The sequence below is a fragment of the Novosphingobium sp. PhB57 genome, from assembly GCF_004342985.1.
Classification (GTDB): domain Bacteria; phylum Pseudomonadota; class Alphaproteobacteria; order Sphingomonadales; family Sphingomonadaceae; genus Novosphingobium.
On sequence record NZ_SMBO01000001.1, the window covers coordinates 212479 to 232293 of the forward strand.

20 protein-coding genes and 1 riboswitch are annotated in these 19815 nt (G+C 67.9%); of the genes, 8 read left to right on the forward strand and 12 right to left on the reverse strand.

Features of this window, described 5'->3' with window-relative positions; all coding sequences use genetic code 11:
* Positions 1–76: 76 nt before the first annotated feature.
* Complete coding sequence (gene sucD / locus EDF58_RS00875; protein ID WP_132261868.1) at positions 77–967, reverse strand: succinate--CoA ligase subunit alpha; 891 nt, start codon at positions 965–967, stop codon at positions 77–79.
* Positions 968–1135: 168 nt separating this feature from the next.
* A complete protein-coding gene (mdh, locus tag EDF58_RS00880; protein WP_132261870.1) occupies positions 1136–2098 on the reverse strand; it encodes a malate dehydrogenase in 963 nt (320 codons plus the stop codon).
* 528 nt (positions 2099–2626) lie between these two features.
* On the opposite strand from mdh, the gene EDF58_RS00885 reads away from it, so the two are divergent.
* Positions 2627–3076: a diacylglycerol kinase family protein gene (locus EDF58_RS00885; RefSeq protein WP_132261872.1), complete on the forward strand. Its 450-nt coding sequence runs from the start codon at positions 2627–2629 to the stop codon at positions 3074–3076.
* 13 nt (positions 3077–3089) lie between these two features.
* On the opposite strand, the gene EDF58_RS00890 is transcribed toward EDF58_RS00885, so the two are convergent.
* The gene (locus tag EDF58_RS00890; protein ID WP_165921305.1) at positions 3090–3446 is read right to left on the reverse strand and encodes a hypothetical protein; all 357 of its coding nucleotides are present in this window, start codon (positions 3444–3446) and stop codon (positions 3090–3092) included.
* 167 nt (positions 3447–3613) lie between these two features.
* Complete coding sequence (locus tag EDF58_RS00895; RefSeq protein WP_243654015.1) at positions 3614–4795, reverse strand: cell wall hydrolase; 1182 nt, start codon at positions 4793–4795, stop codon at positions 3614–3616.
* 272 nt (positions 4796–5067) lie between these two features.
* A riboswitch (cobalamin riboswitch) is annotated at positions 5068–5244 on the forward strand.
* A gap of 98 nt (positions 5245–5342) precedes the next feature.
* Between EDF58_RS00895 and EDF58_RS00900 the strand changes: the two genes are divergently transcribed.
* The 5 genes from EDF58_RS00900 to EDF58_RS00920 all read left to right on the forward strand — a co-directional run bounded on the left by EDF58_RS00900 (position 5343) and on the right by EDF58_RS00920 (position 10388).
* The gene (locus EDF58_RS00900; RefSeq protein WP_132261875.1) at positions 5343–7163 is read left to right on the forward strand and encodes a TonB-dependent receptor; all 1821 of its coding nucleotides are present in this window, start codon (positions 5343–5345) and stop codon (positions 7161–7163) included.
* Positions 7160–8203, forward strand: coding sequence for an ABC transporter substrate-binding protein (locus tag EDF58_RS00905; RefSeq protein WP_132261877.1), 1044 nt, complete (start codon positions 7160–7162; stop codon positions 8201–8203). Before EDF58_RS00900 ends, EDF58_RS00905 begins: the two co-directional genes overlap by 4 nt.
* A complete protein-coding gene (locus EDF58_RS00910; protein WP_132261879.1) occupies positions 8200–9168 on the forward strand; it encodes an iron ABC transporter permease in 969 nt (322 codons plus the stop codon). Before EDF58_RS00905 ends, EDF58_RS00910 begins: the two co-directional genes overlap by 4 nt.
* Positions 9165–9944, forward strand: coding sequence for an ABC transporter ATP-binding protein (locus tag EDF58_RS00915; RefSeq protein WP_132261881.1), 780 nt, complete (start codon positions 9165–9167; stop codon positions 9942–9944). The genes EDF58_RS00910 and EDF58_RS00915 overlap by 4 nt, the downstream gene beginning before the upstream one ends.
* Positions 9945–10178: 234 nt before the next feature.
* A complete protein-coding gene (locus EDF58_RS00920) occupies positions 10179–10388 on the forward strand; it encodes a hypothetical protein (RefSeq protein WP_132261883.1) in 210 nt (69 codons plus the stop codon).
* Between the two features lie 132 nt (positions 10389–10520).
* On the opposite strand, the gene EDF58_RS00925 is transcribed toward EDF58_RS00920, so the two are convergent.
* The 3 genes from EDF58_RS00925 to EDF58_RS00930 all read right to left on the reverse strand — a co-directional run bounded on the left by EDF58_RS00925 (position 10521) and on the right by EDF58_RS00930 (position 13688).
* On the reverse strand, positions 10521–12704 hold the full coding sequence (locus EDF58_RS00925; protein ID WP_132261885.1) for a M3 family metallopeptidase: 2184 nt from the start codon (positions 12702–12704) through the stop codon (positions 10521–10523).
* Positions 12705–12994: 290 nt separating this feature from the next.
* Positions 12995–13153 (reverse strand): hypothetical protein, encoded by a 159-nt coding sequence (locus EDF58_RS25750; RefSeq protein WP_165921306.1) that lies wholly within the window; start codon positions 13151–13153, stop codon positions 12995–12997.
* Between the two features lie 109 nt (positions 13154–13262).
* Positions 13263–13688, reverse strand: coding sequence for an Rrf2 family transcriptional regulator (locus tag EDF58_RS00930; protein ID WP_132261887.1), 426 nt, complete (start codon positions 13686–13688; stop codon positions 13263–13265).
* Between the two features lie 95 nt (positions 13689–13783).
* On the opposite strand from EDF58_RS00930, the gene EDF58_RS00935 reads away from it, so the two are divergent.
* The gene (locus EDF58_RS00935) at positions 13784–14233 is read left to right on the forward strand and encodes a globin domain-containing protein (RefSeq protein WP_132261888.1); all 450 of its coding nucleotides are present in this window, start codon (positions 13784–13786) and stop codon (positions 14231–14233) included.
* Between the two features lie 41 nt (positions 14234–14274).
* Here EDF58_RS00935 and EDF58_RS00940 read toward each other — a convergent pair whose 3' ends face one another.
* Complete coding sequence (locus EDF58_RS00940) at positions 14275–14859, reverse strand: septal ring lytic transglycosylase RlpA family protein (RefSeq protein ID WP_132261890.1); 585 nt, start codon at positions 14857–14859, stop codon at positions 14275–14277.
* 400 nt (positions 14860–15259) lie between these two features.
* On the opposite strand from EDF58_RS00940, the gene EDF58_RS00945 reads away from it, so the two are divergent.
* Positions 15260–16540 (forward strand): AarF/ABC1/UbiB kinase family protein, encoded by a 1281-nt coding sequence (locus EDF58_RS00945; RefSeq protein ID WP_347812880.1) that lies wholly within the window; start codon positions 15260–15262, stop codon positions 16538–16540.
* Between the two features lies 1 nt (position 16541).
* Here EDF58_RS00945 and EDF58_RS00950 read toward each other — a convergent pair whose 3' ends face one another.
* From EDF58_RS00950 to EDF58_RS00965, 4 genes are all read right to left on the reverse strand, one after another.
* The gene (locus EDF58_RS00950) at positions 16542–18203 is read right to left on the reverse strand and encodes a M28 family metallopeptidase (protein ID WP_132261892.1); all 1662 of its coding nucleotides are present in this window, start codon (positions 18201–18203) and stop codon (positions 16542–16544) included.
* Positions 18204–18250: 47 nt separating this feature from the next.
* A complete protein-coding gene (locus EDF58_RS00955; RefSeq protein ID WP_132261894.1) occupies positions 18251–18718 on the reverse strand; it encodes an SRPBCC family protein in 468 nt (155 codons plus the stop codon).
* A gap of 67 nt (positions 18719–18785) precedes the next feature.
* Positions 18786–19442 (reverse strand): TRIC cation channel family protein, encoded by a 657-nt coding sequence (locus tag EDF58_RS00960; protein WP_132261896.1) that lies wholly within the window; start codon positions 19440–19442, stop codon positions 18786–18788.
* 165 nt (positions 19443–19607) lie between these two features.
* On the reverse strand, positions 19608–19751 hold the full coding sequence (locus EDF58_RS00965) for a hypothetical protein (RefSeq protein ID WP_165921307.1): 144 nt from the start codon (positions 19749–19751) through the stop codon (positions 19608–19610).
* Positions 19752–19815: the final 64 nt, after the last annotated feature.

Sequence of the window (19815 nt, forward strand, 5' to 3'; positions counted from 1 at the left end):
TCGAACGTGCCGGATCGCGTGTGGGTCCCGTGGCGGCGCAAATCCGAAGATTCGCGCCGCCCGCGGGGGATTGGGGTCAGGCGAGTTCCTTGAGGACTTCCACAAGGGTTTCACCCAGGAGCGACGGCGAGGCGGAGACGCGGATGCCCGCTTCTTCCATCGCCGCGATCTTGTCCTCGGCGCCGCCCTGGCCGCCCGACACGATCGCGCCGGCGTGGCCCATGCGGCGGCCCGGAGGCGCCGTACGGCCGGCGATGAAGCCCGCCATGGGCTTCTTGCGGCCGCGCTTGGCTTCGTCCTTGAGGAACTGGGCCGCTTCTTCTTCGGCGCTGCCGCCGATTTCGCCGATCATGATGATCGACTTGGTCTCGTCGTCGGCCAGGAACAGTTCCAGGACGTCGATGAAGTTGGTGCCGTTGACCGGGTCGCCGCCGATGCCGACTGCGGTGGTCTGGCCGAGGCCGGCGTTCGTGGTCTGGAACACGGCTTCATAGGTCAGCGTGCCCGAGCGCGAAACGACGCCCACCGAACCCTTGGAGAAGATGCTGCCGGGCATGATGCCGATCTTGCATTCGCCGGGGGTCAGGACGCCGGGGCAGTTCGGACCGATCAGGCGCGACTTCGAACCCGAGAGGGCGCGCTTCACGCGGACCATGTCGAGAACCGGGATACCCTCGGTGATCGCGACGATCAGTTCCATCTCGGCGTCGATCGCTTCCAGGATCGAGTCGGCCGCGAACGGCGGCGGAACGTAGATGCAGGTGGCGGTCGCACCGGTCGCGGCCTTGGCTTCGGCGACGGTGTTGTAGTTCGGCAGACCGATGTGGGTCGTGCCGCCCTTGCCGGGGGTCACGCCGGCGACCATTTGCGTACCATACGCAAGGGCCTGCTCGGTGTGGAAGGTGCCGGTGGCACCGGTCATACCCTGGGTAATGACCTTGGTGTTCTTGTTGACGAGAATGGACATAGGGGAATCCTAATTCCTGTTCCTGGTGTAGGCCGATTCCGGCTTGGGAAGCGCCTTGGCGCAAATTCCGCGAAGTGCAACCGTCCAGATCGTAAAATCAACGGCCGGATAGGCCGAAGCCCCGCCCGCCCCGTGGTTCCACGGGGCGGGCGGGGCGTCTATCTTGGATCAGGCCAGAGTGCTGTCGATGCCCTTGCAGGCGACCAGCAGTTCCTTGACCGCGTCGACCGAGACTTGAAGGTTGGTCTTGGCTTCGCCGTCCAGCTCGATTTCGATGATCTCTTCGACGCCGTTCGCGCCGATCACGGCGGGCACGCCGACATAGAGGCCGTCAACGCCGTACTGGCCATCGACATAAGCGGCGATCGGCAGGATGCGCTTCTGGTCGTTCAGGTAGGCTTCGGCCATGGCGATGCCCGATGCGGCCGGCGCGTAGAAGGCCGAGCCGGTCTTGAGCAGGCCGACGATCTCGCCGCCGCCCGAACGGGTGCGCTGGACGATGGCGTCGATCTTTTCCTGGGTGGTGCGGCCCTGCTTGATGAGGTCCGGAACCGGAATGCCGTTGACGGTCGAGTACTGCACGACCGGCACCATGGTGTCGCCGTGGCCGCCGAGCACGAAAGTGTTCACGTCGCGGATCGAAACGCCGAATTCCCAGGCGAGGAAGGTCGAGAAGCGGGCCGAGTCGAGCACGCCGGCCATGCCGACGACCTTGTTGTGCGGCAGGCCCGAGAATTCGCGCAGCGCCCAGACCATCGCGTCGAGCGGGTTGGTGATGCAGATCACGAAAGCGTCGGGTGCGTTGGCGGCGATGCCTTCGCCGACCGACTTCATCACCTTGAGGTTGATGCCCAGCAGGTCGTCGCGGCTCATGCCCGGCTTGCGGGCGACACCGGCGGTGACGATGATGACGTCTGCGCCGGCAATGTCGGCATAGTCGTTGGTGCCGGTGATCTTGGCGTCGAAGCCTTCAACGGGGCCGCACTGCGACAGGTCCAGAGCCTTGCCCTGGGGCAGGCCTTCAGCCACGTCGAAGAGGACGATATCGCCCAGTTCCTTCTGCGCGGCGAGGTGCGCGAGAGTGCCGCCGATGTTGCCGGCGCCGATGAGGGCAATCTTCTTACGAGCCATGATGCTTGCTTGTCCTTCCCAAAGGCGGGACCAACGGACGAAAAGGCGGCCTGCTTTGTCCCGCTAAGGCAGGTGCCGGTGTTCAACGAAGGGCGGCCTACGCCCCCCGAACCGACATTGCAACCGGGAAAAGCCCGCGCGAAGGGCAGGCAGGCGAGTTTTTACTGATAATAGTTCGCAATTGCAATAGTGAGCGAAAATGCGCAGGAAACGGCGCCCTGAGCCAGGGCGGTGCGGCCGTTTCACGCAACAGACCGGGCGCAGATTGCATCCTCCCGGTGCTCTCCCGAGGGTGGCTCACTGTCTCGCACGTCCGGATGACAGGCAAGCGTCGCAGGGTGCGAGTCGGCCCGGATGAGGGGCGGGCGGTCGCGGCATGGCTCTTTATAGAGAGCGTGGGCGTACCGGCCGTGTCGTGCCTTTTTCCAAATGTTGCGGCTTGCAGATCCTGCGGGCGGCGCTTGCCGGGGCGCGCTGTTGCAGACACTGTCCGCGTTCGTGCCGATCGCTCCTCCGTGACGGGCCGCCATGGCCTCGTCGCGCAATCGCTGGACTGACCTGCTTGCTGAAACCACCCGGAAAGCCGACCTCCAGCCCGGGTTTCAGCCCCGGTTTCAGCCCGCGGGCGCGCCTGCGGGTTTCCTGTTCGCGGGGCGCGGGCTGCGCTGGCTGGTGCGGGACGAGCACAATGCCCGGTTGCACCTGGCGGCCTCGCTGGGCGTGATGGTCGCCGGGTTCTGGCTGGAAGTTTCCGCCGCCGACTGGCGCTGGCTCGTGCTGGCCATGGCGCTGGTATGGCTGGCGGAGGCGTTCAACACCGCGGTCGAGGGCCTGTGCGACCGCATCCATCCGGAGTTCGACCCCGCCATCGGCCGGATCAAGGATCTGGGGGCCGGCGGCGTGCTGGTCGCTTCGATCGCCGCGGCCCTGATCGGGGTGCTGACCCTGGGACCGCCGCTGCTGGCCCGCCTGTTCTAGCGGTTGGCCGGTTTCAGTCGTTCCTGGCGATCCGTCCGGCGAAGGCGTCGGCCATGCGGCGGTCGAGCTGGCGGCAGATGGCGATCCAGCGGGTGCATTCGCCGTCGTTGCCCGCAAGGCGCGCGGCGGCGGCATGGGCGCGGGCGTGGGCGGCGGCGGACAGGCCGTGGCGGGCGAAGTGGCGCAGCGCTTCGGCCAGGATGCGCTGGTGCGGCGTGTCCGTGGTCGCCGTAGCGACCGGCTCGCGGCGGAGGCCGCCGCGCAGGCCGGCGCCGTTGTCGTTCGCCGCGCAGAGCGGAACCGACGGGCACAGCGCTCGCACCATCACCGGGCAGGAAACGTCCCGGGCGGCGGAAAAGCGGATTGCCATGGTAAAGCGAACCTCTTGTTGGAAACGCTCGGGGGCTTGGCGTCTCTCCCGGTATTATAGGATGAAGCCGCTAAGTCTTGGTGTGGGGCTATGGTTGCTGAAACCTTGCAGTCGTTCCCGTGACGAATTGATGAAAGCGCCGGATCGCTAAAGGCGCCAACTTGCCCTCAGCGTGCCTGCTCCTGACGCGGCTGGGCGATCCACTTGCCCGAATTGGCATATTCCGGCCGCACGCCCTGGGTCTCGGGCAAGTTGCTGGCCTTGTAGAGCGACTCGCCACCGCGATCCCGCACGTCGCTGGCATAGACGGGCGCGCGCTCCGCACCCGTGGAAGGGGTGGCGGAGGGCATGGCGGGCGAAGGCGCAGCGGCCTGCCCGGGGCGGAGCGCCTCGGCGGTGCCGAAGCTGCGCTGCACGGCCAGCGGGTCCAGTGCGGCGGTGGCGAGGGCCGAGGCGGCGGACTCGTCGCGGCGATGCGGGGCGGCCAGCGGCTCGCCGCCGAAATAGGCGAAGCGGAACGCGGCAGGGCGGCCCGCGGCGCCGTTGAAGGCATAGAAACGATGGGCGCCGATGGTGGTCAGATAGTGCAGGCTCGGGGCCCAGTAGGGATTGACCTGGATCGTGTGATAATGCGTCGCCAGCCCGATCGGCATATAGACTTCGCCAGACAGCGCGGCGCGGGCGACGGATTCGGCACGCTGCCAGAAGAAGCGCTGCGGCGCGCGGGCCAGCGATCCGTCGCAGGCGAAGGAGAACTGGCAGCCGGTCGGCCGCTCCGAACCCTGGTAGACGACGCCGCAGACGGTCTTGGGATAGGCCGGATGGGCCACGCGGTTGAGCACGACCTGGGCCACGGCGCGCTGGCCGCCGTCGGGCTCGCTGGCGGCTTCGTAATAGATCGCCGCCGTCAGGCACTGGAGCGCGCGGCTGCGGTCCACCCCGGAATTGTCGACCCGCAGGGCGCGGGCGACCGGGCCGGGGCCGCCGGTTCCGTCATCCGCGTCGGAATGGATGCCTTCGCCTATCTTGAGCACGGGCTGCTCGGCTTCGAGATAGTAATAGGCAGAGCCGGGGAAGCTGGCGCCGGCCTGCTCGAAGGGCATGGGCAGAACGGGCGCGCCGCCGGTTTCTGTCCCGGAGGCGGTGAGGCGGTCCCAGGCTTCGGCCGGGGCGAAGGAAGGCGCGGCGAAGGCAGGCAGGGCCACGGCGACGAGCGCGGCCGAGCCGAGCGTCCAGCGCCGCCGCCTGCGTTGCAGCCGCTTGCGTCCGCCGCGCACGAAATGGCCCTGGAAATCGCGGGGACGCGGCTCCCAGGTTTCGGTGCAGGCAGGAAGGGCGGCAGCGGTCACTCGGGTCCTTTCGGCGCATCGTCGGCCAGCGCGGATTTCGCGTTCCATCGGGTCATCGCGCACCTTGCGCCTAACCTGCTTTGCCGGGCGCGGCATCCCTGGAAATCGGCGCGTCCCGAAGCGGTACAGCGGGCAGCGATAGGCTGAATCGCTTAAGAGTTTGTTTGCGATCTTCCCCGGCGATACCGCCGCGCCGCCCTTTGCGCCGCTTGCCAATCCCCCCACTGCCCAGTATCGGCACTCGCGACGTCATGGGTGGCCCGGAGCCGGGCCCCGGGTTTCGTGAAAAGGGAACCCTGGTGGGAATTTCGGCGCAAGTCCGAAGCTGCCCCCGCAACTGTAACCGGGGAGCGCCCCTGCCACGCTATGCCACTGGGTCACACCGGGAAGGCCGCAGGCGGCGCGAAGATCCGGGAGCCAGGAGACCTGCCTTTGACGGTCGTTCCGCAGCCGGGCGGGGTGTCCCGGCATGCAGCGAGCACGCGCATGAGGAAAAGCGCGCGTCTCCGCCATGGACGGCAAAGTCGTTCAGGTTGGAGGAATACGCGTGAAGTACCTGTTTCTGCTGGGGACGGCTCTTGCCGTCTCGACCCCCGCTTTCGCGGATGAAGCCGCAATCGATAGTATCGTCGTCACCGCGACGCGCACCGAAACCCCCACCAGCGAGATCGGCCAGTCCGTCTCGGTCATCACCCGCGAGGATATCGAGCGCACCCAGGCGGTCACCGCGACCGACATCCTGGCCCGCCTGCCGGGCGTGACTTTCGCCCAGTCGGGCGGTTTCGGCCAGCCGGCCAGCGTGTTCATCCGCGGTGCCGAGAACGCGCAGAGCCTTGTGCTGATCGACGGTGTGCGCATCAACGATCCCGGCGACGTGGGCGGCGGCTTCGACTTCGGCAGCCTGACCGTCGGCCAGTTCGACCGCATCGAAGTGGTGCGCGGATCGTCCGGCGTGCTCTGGGGCAGCCGCGCGATCGGCGGCGTCATCAACCTCATCACCGCGCGCCCGACCGAGCAGTGGACCGCGCGCGGCCAGGCCGAATACGGCTGGCGCGACCAGAAGCAGCTCGGTGCCTCGGCGGCGGGCAAGGTCGGCCCGGTGGGCCTGACCCTGGGCGGCAACTGGCTCAAGGGCGACGGCTACTCCGCTTTCGACGAACGCCTCGGCGGCCAGGAGAAGGACGGCTTCGAGAGCAAGAGCGCCAACGCCCGCGCCGAAGTGGAGCTGGTGAGCGGTCTTACCGCCGATGCCGGGACGTACTGGACCAAGGCCAATTACGATTACGACAACACCGGCGCCGATGCCCTGAACGTGGGCATGAAGCGCGACACCGTGGGCTATGCCAACTTGCGCTACAAGGGGCTGGACGGCCGCCTCAGCGCGCGCCTGGGCTATGGCCTCACCGATACGCGCCGCATTTCGGACGATGCCGTCTTCGGTCCCTACACCACCAATGGCCGCGCCGACCGTTTCGAGGGTCAGGTCTCCTACACCCCCATCGACATGGCCAGCATTCTCGTCGGCGCCGAGACGGAGAAGCAGAAGTTCTCCGACAATTACGGTTCGAAGGATTCGACCTCGATCGACAGCTACTTCGGCATGCTGACCCTGCGCCCCGTCACCGGGCTGACGCTGAACGGCGGCCTGCGCTATGACGACAATTCGGACTTCGGCCACAAGACCACCTTCTCGGCCAACGGTGCCTGGGTGATCGGCGGCAGCGAGGAAGCGCCGATCCTGCGCGCCAGCTACGGAGAAGGCTTCAAGGCGCCGTCGCTCTACCAGCTCTATTCCAATTCCGGCTTCCGCGCGCTCGATCCCGAGACGTCGAAGTCGTGGGATGTCGGCGTGGAGCAGCCCTTTGCGCAAGGCCACGGCACGTTCTCGGTCACTTACTTCGACCGCAAGACGAAGAACCTGATCGATTACGACCTGACCGCCTTCAACTACTACAACGTCGGCCGCGCGCGGGCGAAGGGCGTGGAACTGGGCATGCAGGTGAGCGACTGGGAAGGCTTCGACATGAGCCTTTCGGCCACTTACCTCGACGCTACCAACGAGGTGACCGGCACGCGCCTCGCTCGCCGTCCCAAGACGAACCTCTATGCCAGCCTGGACAAGCACTGGTCGGACGGCTTCCGCCTCGGTGCGGACTTGCGCGTGGGCGGCGGTCGCTATGACGACATCGCCAATACCTACTACCTCGGCGGCAATGTCGTCGTCGGCCTGCGCGGCGCCTTCGACGTGACGCAGAACATCCAGGTCTACGGCCGTGTCGAGAACCTGTTCGACGAGCACTATGAAGTGGTGCGGACATATGGCACGCCGGGCCGCGCGGCTTATGCCGGGGTGCGGGTGAAGATGTGATCCTGTCGTCTGCCCTGACGACATCGGTTGGACGGGGCAGGCGCAAGGCCCGCCGGTTCCTTGTCGTGCTGGCTCTGGCCGGCTCGGCGGCGCTGGCGGGCTGCGGGGGCGGTGACACCACCGAGGCCGCCCCCGCGGTACCGGGCCACGGCGAAAGCGGGGCGGAGCGCCCCACCATCGTCTCGCTCAACCCCTGCACGGACGCCATCCTGGCCGAAGTGACGGATCCGGGGCAGTTGCTGGCGATCTCCAGCTATAGCCAGGATCCCGAGAGCAGTTCGATGCCGATCGCCCGCGCGCGCCGGTACCGGGCGATCTCGGGGACGGTGGAGGAAGTGGCGACGATCCATCCCAGGGTGGTCGTCGCCAGCGCGTTCCTCGACCCTGCGAGCGAGGCGGCATTCCGGCGCCTCGGCTACCGGCTGGTGAAGATGCCGATCGCCTCGGACCTGGGGGCCGCGCGCGAACAGGTCCGCACGCTGGCACGGCTGGCGGGTCATGCCGCGCTGGGCGAAAGGCTGGTGGCCCGCATCGACGCCGCCGTGCGCCGCGATGCGCCGCCGCCGGGCTCAGTGCTTCTTCCGGCAATAGTGTGGGAATCCGGTGGACTGGTGGCGGGCGACCAGACCCTGATCGTTGACATGATGAAGCACACCGGCTTTACGAATATTGCCGGCGCGCGGGGCCTTTCCCAGGCCGATTACCTGCCTCTGGAGCACGTGCTGGCGGACCCTCCGCGCGTGGTCTTCGCGGTGGGCGATCCGCTCGCCGAGGAGGACCGAATGTTGCATCATCCGGCGCTCTCCGCGCTGACCAGTACCCGGCGTTTCCTGCTCAGCCGCTCCATTCTCTGGTGCGGCGGGGCAACCATCCCGCGTGCGCTGGACGAACTGGCCGCCGCGCGCCGCGCGCTTGCGGAAACGGAGACGCTGCCGGCCCACGGGGCAGGCACCGCAACAGGCCCCGCGACAGGCACCGCAACAGGCACCGCATCGGCCCCCGCAAAAGCCACCGGGCGGATCGTTTCCGCAAGACCATGAACCTGCGTTTCGTCCTGCTGCTGGTCCTCGCGCTCGTCGTCGCGGTGCCGCTGTCCCTGCTGGCCGGGCGGGTGTGGATCAATCCCTTCGCCCCGGAACTGCACAGCGCCTCTGTCATCCTGCTTCAGCTTCGCCTGCCGCGCGCGGTCCTGGCGCTGGTGCTGGGGGCGGGGCTGGGCGCGGCGGGTGCGGCCATGCAGGGGTATTTGCGCAACCCCCTGGCGGATCCCGGCCTGTTCGGCATCGCGCCGGGCGCGGCGCTGGGTGCCGTGCTGAGTTTCTGGACCGGCTATGCTTCGGCGCCGTGGATGCTGCCGCTCTTCGCGCTGATCGGCGCGGGCGGCGCCATGGCGCTGCTGGCGCTGATCGCGGGACGCGGCGGCGGCGTGGCGCTGTTCACCCTGGCCGGCCTCATGGTCTCCAGTCTCGCCGGCGCGCTGATGAGCCTGGCGATCAGCCTGACGCCGTCGCCTTTCGCCATGAGCGAGATCGTCACCTGGATGATGGGCTCGCTGGCCGACCGCTCCTGGCGCGAGGTCTGGATCGCCACGCCGCTGACGCTGGCCGGGATCGGCGTCATCCTGGCGGCGGGACGCGATCTCGACGCGATGACCCTGGGCGAAATGGCCGCGCGCTCGCTGGGCGTGGAGCCGCTGCGGCTCCAGGCTCTGCTGATCCTGGGCGTGGGCCTCGTCGTCGGTTCGGGGGTGGCGGTAGCCGGCATCATCGGCTTCGTCGGCCTGATGGTGCCGCACCTCGTGCGCCCGATGACTGACCGCAAACCCTCGTCGCTGATCGTGCCTTCGGCGCTGGCGGGGGCGCTGCTGCTGCTGGTGGCGGACTGCATCTGCCGGATCATGCCGCTGTCCGGCGGCGAACTGCGGCTGGGCATCGCGCTCAGCCTGCTGGGCGCGCCGTTCTTCCTGCGCCTGCTGCTGAAGATGCGCCGGGGCATGGTGGCATGAGCTTCGGCGCCGACAACGTCACGGTCGCCGGACGGCTCGACGGGGTATCCCTCAATTGCCGCCGGGGCATGATCACGGCGATCTGCGGGCCCAACGGTGCGGGCAAATCGACGCTGCTTTCGGTGATCGCCGGATTGCTCAAGCCCGATGCGGGCAGGGCGGTCATGGGCGGCCGGGCGCTGGCGGCGGTCTCGCTGGCCCAGCGCGCGCAGTGGATCGGCTATCTGCCCCAGACGCCGGAAGTGGCCTGGGACGTCTCGGTGGAAGTGCTGATCTCGCTCGGCCGACTGCCCTGGCGCGGTGCGCCCGCCGCCGAAACGCAGGACGCCATCGAGGACGCCATCGCCGCCATGGACCTTCAGGAACTGCGCCACCGCCCGGTCTCGACCCTGTCCGGCGGCGAACGCGCGCGGGCGCTGATGGCCCGCGTCCTGGCGACCCAGCCCGGCTGGCTGCTGGCGGACGAGCCTTTCGCGAACCTCGACCTGGCCCATGGTGCGGCGCTGATGCACCGCTTTCGCCAGCAGGCGCGGGCGGGGCGCGGCGTCGTCCTGGTGCTGCACGACCTGGCGACGGCGATGAACCATGCGGACCAGGTGCTGGTGCTGGCGAAAGGCCGGGTGGAGGCGGAAGGCCCGCCGGAAATGGCCCTCTCGCGCGAGGTCATCACCCGCGTGTGGAACTGCCCCGCGCACTGGCTGGGCGACCCCGGCGAGCGCGCCCTCTCGATCGGCGCCCCGGCGCCGCTCGCCGTGGATTTCCGGCAGCAGTTCTAGCGCGCGGGAATGCGGCCGCGGGTTATAATTGCATTTTCCGCAAATATCGTCTATCACCGTCCACGCTGACGTCGCGTGCGACGGACCATCGGGCAGCCATTGCTCCCCCCTTGTCCCTTACGAGCCTCATGACGCCGGAATGCGCCGAGACGTGCATGCCGCGATGCGCCGGACGAGAACGTCCAGAGCGCTTTTCCTGCCCTTGGGGGCCTACGGCTAAACGGGATTCATTCCATGACCGATCCGAGCACTCGTCCTTTCCTCATCACCAAGGATGAGGATGGGGCCTTCCGCCTTACCGTGAGAACGACGAGGTACAATTCGCGCGGCTATCCGCTGGTGACGGCCACGCTTCAGGACGGCGCGTTCAAGACGGCCAACGCCGCGCGGGCCTTCGCGCGCGAGAACTTCAATGCCCAGCCCGGCGAATACGCCACGAAGTAAGGCGCGGCCGGTCGAGCCTGCGCCGCCAGGCGCGGCTCGCCGTGCTCCATGCAAGACCGCCGCCCCGTTTCCGGAGCGGCGGCTTCGTCCGGGCAGGGCCGGCGCGTCGAGCGCCTGCCCGGGATCCGATCCTTACTGAGCCTTCGGCGCCAGGCCGCGGGCTTCCAGCATCGGTTCGACTTCGGGGTCATGCCCGGTGAAGTCGCGGTAGAGCTGCGCGAAGTCCTTCGTGTGGCCCTGGCCGAGGAAGGTCTTGCGGATGTGGTCGCCATTGGCGCGCGTCATGCCGCCGTGCTTCTCCACCCAGTCCCAACCGTCGTGAGCGAGCATCTCGGTCCAGATGTACGAGTAATAGCCCGCAGCATAGCCGTTATCCCAGATATGGCGGAAGTACGGCGTCTTGTAGCGCGGCGGGATCAGGTCGGTGTTGAGCCCGGTGGCGGCCAGTGCCTTGGCTTCGAAGGTCATCGGCGGCTGCGCGGCTTCTTCCGGCGAGAGCTGGTGCCACTGGATGTCGAGCATCGCTGCCGACAGCGTCTCGCCCAAGCCGAGGCCCTGGTTGAAGGTGTGCGCGGCCTTGATCTTGGCGATCAGGTCGGCCGGGATCGTCGCGCCGGTCTGGTAGTGCTTGGCGTAGTGGTTGAGCACGGCCGGAATGGTCGCGAAGTTCTCGTTGAACTGGCTGGGGAACTCCACGAAGTCGCGCGCGGTGTTCGTGCCCGAGAGCGAGGGATACTTCTGGCTGGCGAAGAAGCCGTGAAGTGCGTGGCCGAATTCGTGGAACATGGTTTCCACATCGTCGAAGCTGGCGAGCGCGGGCTGGCCGTCGGCGGGCGGGGCGATGTTCAGGGTGTTGCTGACGACGGGCTTTTCACCGAGCAGGTATGACTGCTCGACGAAGTTGCTCATCCAGGCGCCGCCCTTCTTGTTGGAGCGGGCGAAGGGATCGTAATAGAAGATCGCCAGCTGCTTGCCGTCGGCATCGAACACTTCGTAGGCGCGCATGGTCGGGTGGTAGACCGGCAGGTCGGTGCGGCGCTTGAAGGTCAGGCCGTACGTCTGGTTGGCGGCATAGAACACGCCGTCTTCCAGCGTGCGCCAGACTTCGAAGTAGGGCTTGATCTGGCTTTCGTCGAGTTCGTACTTCGCCTTGCGGACCTTCTCGGCATAGTAGGACCAGTCCCACGGTGCCAGCGTGACGTTCTGGCCGCCGGCCTTGGTGCCCTCTGCCTTCATGGCGGCTTCGAGCATGGCGGCTTCGCGGTCCTGCGTGGCGCGCAGCGCGGGGACGAAGCCCTTCATGAACTCCATCGCCTTGGCGGGCGTCTTCACCATGCGGTCGTACATCTGGTACGTCGCGAAGTCGGGCGCGCCCAGCAGTTTGGCCTTCTTCGCGCGCAGGGTCGCCATCTGGGTGACCATGGCGGTCGTGTCGTATTCGTCGCCGCCCGAGGTGCGGTTGATGCTTGCGTCCCAGAGCTTCTTGCGGCTGTCGCGGTTGGTGAGGCTGGCTAGCGCGGCCTGCTGCGTGGTGTTGCCCAGCGCCAGCATGAACTTGCCCGCATGGCCCTTTTCGGCGGCGAGCTTGCCGGCGGCGGTGATTTCGGCCTGCGAAAGGCCGTCCAGCTGCGCGGCCGTGTCGAAGATCGGTGCCTTGGCGGCCGTGGCCGTGGTCAGCTTCTGCGAGAAGGCGGTTTCCAGCTTGGCGATTTCGAGGTTCATCGCCTTCAGCTCGACCTTCTGCGCGGCCGAGAGCAGGGCGCCGCGGTGGACGAACTTGTCGTATGTGGTCGCCAGCAGCATGGCGTCCTCGCCGGTCAGGGCCTTTCCTGAGGCGCTGTCATGCACGGCCTTGACGCGGGCGAAGAGCGCATCGTCAAGGTAGATATCGTCGTTCAGCGCAGAAATCTGCGGGCTGACGGCCGTATCGATGGCATCCAGCGCATCGCTGGTATTGGCCGAGGTGAGCTGGCTGAACACGTTGTAGACGCGGTCGTACAGCGTGCCGGCGCGCTCCATCGAGACGATGGTGTTCTCGAAAGTCGGCTTGGCCTTGCTGCCGGCGATGGCCTTGATCTCGGCGCGCTTGGCGGCGATGCCGGCTTCGATGGCGGGCTGCCAGTCGCTGTCCTTGTACTGGGTGAAGTCCGGCGCGTGGAGCGGCAGGGCGCTGGGCTTGGCGAAGGGGCCGTTATAGGCGGGCGCCGTGGCGGCGCTCCTGGCGTCTGTCTTTGCGGCAGCCGTCATGGAAAATCCTCCAAGCAGGCCGGCGCCGAGCACGAGCGGGGCGGCGGCGGCCATGAGCCGGGTCTTCATCGGTCTTTTCTCCTGGCTTCGGCAACCCGAAAGATACAGCTCGAAAGATGCAGCCCGAAAGAAGCAGAGAAGGCCTCCCTGCGGGGTCGCGGGCGGGTGCCGAAAAGTGGTCAACACACGGGGTTGAAGCGGAGAAAACCGAGAGGTGCAAGGGCTGGAGCGCGTGCAGGAATGCCATTGCGCAAATGACGCATGCGACGTTTATTCGCGGAAAGGAATACGCGCCGGAGCGCAATCAAGTTGCGCTCCGGCGCGCCGTCAGGTCGCTCCGACAGGGGGAATCGGTCCGGTCAGCTCGACCGGAAGCGACCTTTGGTCCACACCAGCATGGGTTCGGTGCCTTCGTCGTGGTCGCGGCGATGTTCCTCGCGCTGGCGATCCAGGATCAAGGATCCCGTCTTCCGCGCGAACTGGCTGCGGCGAAACGGAATTTCGGCTCCGATATTCATTTCAGGCTCTCCTCTTTCGAGGAGCAACGCCGCAGCAGGGTGAAAAGTTCCCGAAGGAAGCGGGGTGTCGCACCGCTGGCGTGGCGAGTGCTGCGAAGGTCACGGCGCGCTAACCTGCCCGATCCGCCAGAAGGCCGAAGGGCAGCCGGGTCGCTGAAGCGGCATCCGCCAAAGTGTGGGCGTCGAGTTCGGCGAGGAAGGCCGCCATCGCCTGACGCAGGATCGCCGTCAGCCCGCAGGCGCCCTGGAGCAGGCAGTTCCCGCAATCGGCGGGGCTCATGTTCGGTTCGGTGAGCCGGACCACTTCGCCCAGCGTGATCGCGCGCGCGGGACGGCCCAGGCGGAAGCCGCCGTTTCGGCCGCGCACCGTTTCCAGCAGGCCGGCATTGCCCAGCAGGTTCACCACTTTCATCGCATGGTTGCGCGAGATCGCGTGGGCCTGCGCCACTTCGGCGATCGAGAACAGCCCCGCGGGATCGACCGCAGCGTGGAGCAGGATGCGCAAGGCGTAGTCGGTGTGCGCGGTAAGGCGCAAGGCGGGTCTCCGGGAAAATGATGCTCCTCATTTACATCTTTTTGGATCGGCGTATAGATGCATCCAGTTTGCATCATTTAAGAGGACGAATCGAAATGGCCGCTCCGCTCAGCGAACAGACTGTCGCCACGATCAAGGCGACTGCACCCGCGCTTCAGCAGCACGGGGTGGAAATCACCACCCGCATGTACGAGCGGCTGTTCCGTAACGAGGAGGTCCGCGCCATGTTCGACCAGGCCGCGCAGGATTCCGGCGAGCAGCCGCGCCGCCTGGCCGCCGCGATCCTCGGCTATGCGCAGAACGTGGACAAGCTGCAGAACCTGACCGGCGCGGTCGCGCGCATGGTGCAGCGCCATGTCGATACCGGCGTGAAGGCGGAGCATTACCCGCTGGTGGCCGAAGCGCTGCTGCCCGCCATCCGCGACGTCCTGGGCGCGGCGGCGACCGACGACGTGCTGGCGGCCTGGGGTGAGGCTTACTGGTTCCTGGCCGATATCCTTATCGGCAAGGAGACCGAGGCTTACGCGGAACTGGAAGAGGCCTGAGCTTCAGGGCGCAGGGCACCGGTTCCGCGAAGCATCCCGCTTCAGCGCGTGCCCACGCCCGTCTCGAACTGCGACTGGAGGTTCGCCAGCGCCGTGGGCGAGACCGGCGGCAGTTCCTTCGCCGCCTTGCCCTTGCGCAGGGCGGCACGGTCCTTTTCCGCCGGCTCCACCACACGCACGCGCACGGCGGCCTTGCCCTTGTTTCGCACCCCCAGCGCTTCGGCGGCGCCGCGCGAAAGGTCGATGACGCGGGCGCTTTCGCCGAAAGGACCGCGGTCGTTGACGCGTACCAGGATGCGGCGGCCGGTATCGAGGGCGGTCACTTCGACATAGCTCGGCAGCGGCAGGGTGGTATGCGCGGCCGTGATCCAGTCCGGGCGGAAGCGCTCGCCATTGGCGGCGCGGTTACCGGATTCGCTGCCGTACCAGGTGGCATAGCCCAGCACGTCGTAGCCGGGCTGGGCGGCGGGCGTATAAGTATTTCCTCGGACCTTGTAGGGCGGGCCGATGCGCACCGGCGCATCGCTGACCGGCCGGAACTTCGTGCCGCCGCCGCAGGCCGCCAGGGCTGCGGTGAGGACGATTGCGAATGCGGGCTTGAGCACCCCCGTTAAACTCTCGCTCATGCGGGCTTCCTAGCTTTCCCGGGGCGGCGCTGTCCATGCCTCCCGGCGTGAGGGCCAGTGAGACGGCGACGGAACTTCCGGGCCTTGAGGCCGGTTGTCTCCCGCTGAAGGAGTGACGCATGTTCAAGTCGATAGCCGTTGCCGCACGCGATCGGGGCCGCATGGCGGAAGTCTCGGCCGTGATCGCCCGCTTCGGGCTGGACTCGCTGGCGGTCCGGCTCGGGATCGGTGGCGACGGGAAAGAGGGCGATGATGCGCAGGAGAGCGCGGAACCGCGGGACTTGCCCACGCGCACCCGCAAGGCGCTGGAGGCGCTCGGGCCGACTTACGTGAGCTCGGCCAGATCCTGGCGACGCGGCGCGACCTGCTGCCCGATCCTTGGATCGCCGCTTTCGAACAATTGCAGAGCGATGCGCCGCGCCTGCCCTTCGAGACGCTGCGCGGCGAAGTGGAAGCGGCGCTGGGCGGGCCGCCGGAGAGCGTCTTTGCCCGGTTCGACACCGAGCCGCTGGCCGCCGCCTCGATCGCGCAAGTGCACCGGGCGCGGCTGCACGACGGCACTGAAGTGGTGGTGAAGATCCGCCGCCCGGGCATTCGCGCGCGGATGGAGGCGGACTTGCGGCTCATGCGCCACCTCGGCGCGCTGGCCGAAGCGCGCAGCGCCGCCGTGCGCCGGATGAAGCCCGCGGCGATGATCGAGCAGCTTGGCCGCGAGATCCTGGACGAACTCGATTTCACGGCCGAGGGGCGCAATGCCGACTTGCTGCGCGCCGACCTTGCTTCGCTGGAGCGGATCACCGTTCCGCGCATCCACTGGGAGTGGACGGGCGAGCAGGTGCTGGTGATGGACTATATCGAAGGCATCGCCCCGCGCGATCCGGCCGTGCTGAAGGCGGCGGGGATCGATCCCTCCCGCATCGCCGCGCTGGGGGCGGAACTGGTGCTGGAGATGGTGCTGGTCAACGGCCGCTTCCATGCCGATCCGCATCCGGGCAATCTGCTCTGCCTGCCGCCGCAGGTGCCCGGCGGTGACGGACTGGCGCTGCTGGACCTGGGCTCGGTCGGCTTCGTCAGCCCGCGGCGGCAGCACGAATTCCTGACGTTCATCCTGGCGCTGCGCAGCGGCGACCCCGGCGGCGTGGCGGACATGCTGGCCACCTGGTCGCAGGACGGTGAGGTCCCGCGCGAAAAGCTGCTGCGTGCCTCCGAACGGCTGGTGTCGCGGCACGGCACCGGGGCGCTCGTGCTCAATGCGATGGTGGCGGATTTCTTCCCGCTGCTGCGGCAGGAGGGGCTGGTGCTGCCGCCCGATCTGGTGCTGATCTTCAAGGCCATGGTGACGATGGACGGCGTGCTTTCCGGGATCGCGCCGGACTTCGACTTGTCCGAAGCGCTGAGCCGGATGCGCGGGCGGCTGGTCGCTTCGCGGCTGTCGCGTCTTGCCGCGCCGGACAAGCTGGAGACGGCGCTGCTCGAACTCTCGCGCGTGGCCGAGGAAGCCCCGCGCTTCCTGCGCGCGGCCACGGCCCGGATGGAGGCATCGTCACCGCCTGCACGGGAATCCGGCCGAGACTCCGGGCGAGAGGGGGGCACGGCCAGAGCGGTGAGCCGGGCCGGATGGCTGATCGGCGGCGCCGTGGTGATCCACGCCGCCGCCGACCTGCTCGTTCACTGGACCTGAATTATCGGCGGGCCGCTTCGGACTTGTCGCGCGCGGCCTTGAATTCCGAGCCGGCCTTCCACTGCGGCCACTTGTCGGAATTGGCGAGGTCCGTGCCGATCGTGCGGACGAGTTCGACGTCCTGCACGGCGCCTTCCATCTTCCACTCCGGCGACCAGGCATCGCAGGCCTGGTGGTAGCACTGGCCGGTATAGGCATCGATCCAGGCCTGGCCCGCCTTGACGCCGCCCTGCTTGAGGTCGGAGGCCCCGGCGATGCCCATCATCAGCATGACCGGCACGCCGCGCTTCGCGAAGGAGAAATGGTCCGCGCGGTAGAACAGGCCGCGCTCCGGCAGGCCTTCCGGGGTGACGCGGCGGCCCTGGGCTGCGGCGACGCGGGCCATGTCGTCCTCCAGGGTATCCTGGCCCTTGCCGATCAGCGTCACGTCGTTGGCGGCGCCCGCCGTCTGGAGCACGTCGATGGTGAGGTTGGCGACGGTCTTCTCCATCGGGAAGACCGGGCTGGCGGCATAGAATTCCGAGCCGAGCAGACCGCGCTCCTCCGCCGTCCAGGCCGCGAAGACGACGCTGCGCTGCGGGGCGGGCTCGCTCTTCATGACGCGGGCGATGTCGAAGAGGGCGGCGATGCCGACACCGTCGTCATTGGCGCCGGCACGGTAGATGCGGCCCTGCGCGTCGGGGGCGCCCTTGCCGTAGGCGTCCCAGTGGGCACCGAACATCACCACTTCGTCCTTGCGCGTGGTGCCGGGGATCTGGGCCAGCACGTTGTGGCTCATGACTTCTTCATGCGCGACGGGCACGTCCGCATCGAAAGTCACGCCTTTCAGCGGCACCGGCTTGAAGTCCGGACGGCGCGCGGCGGCCGAGAGCTTGGCGAGGTCCAGCCCGGCGGAGCCGAACAGGCGGTTGGCCGCCTCGCCCGAGAGCCAGCCCTGCAGCGCCAGGCTGGTGAGCTTGTCGGGGCTCCGCACGATATCGTAGTTCTCGCCGCCGGGGCTGGTGACGACGTTCCAGCCATAGCCGGCGCCCTCCGTCTCGTGGACGATCAGCGCGCCGACCGCACCCTGCCTTGCGGCTTCCTCGAACTTGTAGGTCCAGCGGCCGTAATACGTCATCGTCCGGTCGCCGAACTTGCCGGCGGCGGGCTCACCCTTCTTTGCGTGGAAGTCCGGATCGTTGATGAGGAAGACCACGACCTTGCCCTTGAGGTCCATGCCCTTGAAGTCGTCCCAGCCGCGCTCCGGTGCGTTCACGCCGTAGCCGACGAAGACCACCGGCGCGCCCGCGATGCGCGCGGAATCGTCGGGGCGGACGGTGGAGATGTAGATGTCCTTGGCGACGGTCACCGGCATGGCGCCCTTCGGGCCGGAGAACGCCATCGTCTTCGGCGCGGCAAGGCGGGTGTGGAGCAGCGGCACTTTCTGCACCCACTGCCCGTCAGGCCCGGCGGGCTGGAGGCCGATGTCCTGGAAACGCGCGATCAGGTAGCCGATGGTCCTTTCCTCGCCCACCGTGCCGGGCGCGCGGCCCTCGAAAGTATCGGATGCGAGCGTCCTGACATCGGCGACGATCCGGTCGGCATCGATGGCCTCCCGGGCGATGGCGGGATGGGACACGGCAGCGAGCAGCGCGGTGGAGAGCGCGAGGAGAGGCTTGTTCATGTCCTGCGCTTTTAGGGCGCGGGACGGGAGAGGCAAGCGGCGCCGGGCTACTTGTAGAACCCCTCCCGCAGGCGGACGCCGTGTTCCAGCCAGGCCTTCATCGCTGCCAGCATGCCCGTCCAGCCTTCGCAATTGCCATAGGACGCCTTGAGCCCTTCCGGCGTTTCCGACCAGCCTTCCTCGCTGATCTGCACGAGCGTGCGGCCATCCTCGAGCGGCTCGAAGGCCAGGGTGACGAGGGTGCGGTGCTCGCCCTCGGCATCGGCCAGCACGGCGGCCTCGTCACCGCCCCAGCGCAGGAGGATGTGGCGGGGCGGTTCGGCTTCGACGACATGGACCGGGAAGGCGCCGGGAAAGTCGTGGAAATCCCAGGTGACGACGGCGCCTGTCTCCAGCCGCCCCCTGGCGCCGCCGGTGGTGAAGAATTCGGAAAGAACGGCAGGATCGGTAACGGCCTCGAATACGTCCGCGACGGGCCTGGCGATCCGGCCCCGAACGGTGAACTTCGGCATCATGACTCGTCTCCCATGCAGCGCCTTTCCGGCGCATTCCGCCGGCTCGGCGGGGTCTTCCGGGCCTGTCCTAACGCAGATGCGGCAGGCGCCAGGCCTCCAGCAGCGCCGCCGCGCGCAACGAGAAGATGGCGATGCCGGCGACGATGCCGGCAGCGTCCCGGCGCAGGCCGAAGCGCTGGATCAGGACCACCATCAGCGTCGCGCCCGCCAGGACGGCGGTGGCGTAGAAGTCTTCATGCAGGACATGCGGAACCCGCGCAATCAGCACGTCGCGCAGGATGCCGCCGCCGCATCCGTTGATCGTGGCGATCACGACGACCGGCGCGCCGTCCAGGCCGTAGTCCAGGCACTTGCGGGTGCCGGCCACGGCAGCGAGCGCCAGGCCCACGCCCTCGAACATGTCGATGGCGAGCGGCGGGGTGACATTCGCCACCGGCCCCAGCATCAGGGATGCCGCGATCACCCCCGCGGTCGCGGCCAGGGCAAGGGCGGCATAGCGCCAGTCGCGCAGCGGCGCCGGGGGATGTTCGCCCAGCAGGAGATCGCGGATCACGCCGCCGCCGACGGAACCGACGAAAGCGAGCACCAGGATACCGAAGAGGTCGAGATCGGCCTGCACCCCCGTCAGCGCGCATTCGGCGGCGAGCACGAAAGTGGCGGCGAGGTCGACGGCGGTCAGCATCCTGTCGCGGATGCGGGCGTTGACGGGTGCCGCAGGCGTCACGGGCAGCGGCCGATCACAGGAAATCCGAAGCGTCTGTCGGCATCATGACTGCCCCCTGGACGTGTGCGCCCGCCATGCCGGGCGCGGTCTTCTCACGGCAAGTCTAACACGGCTGGGCCATTGCTCAAGGAAGGGCGCTCAAGAAGGCGCGCTCAGGCGGTGCGCTCAGGCGCCGGGCGCCTTGGCGATCGGCACCAGCCGCGCCGAAGTGCCGTCGACGAAGTCGATGCGCAGGTGCGAACCGTGACGCTCCTGCACGATGGTCCAGGTGCGGGCGGAAAGCATGAGGCCCCAGAACCGCGTGGCCATGAGTTCAGCCCTGGTGTTGCCGCAACCCGCCGCCGTGATGATGCTGGTATACTTGCCGTCCCGG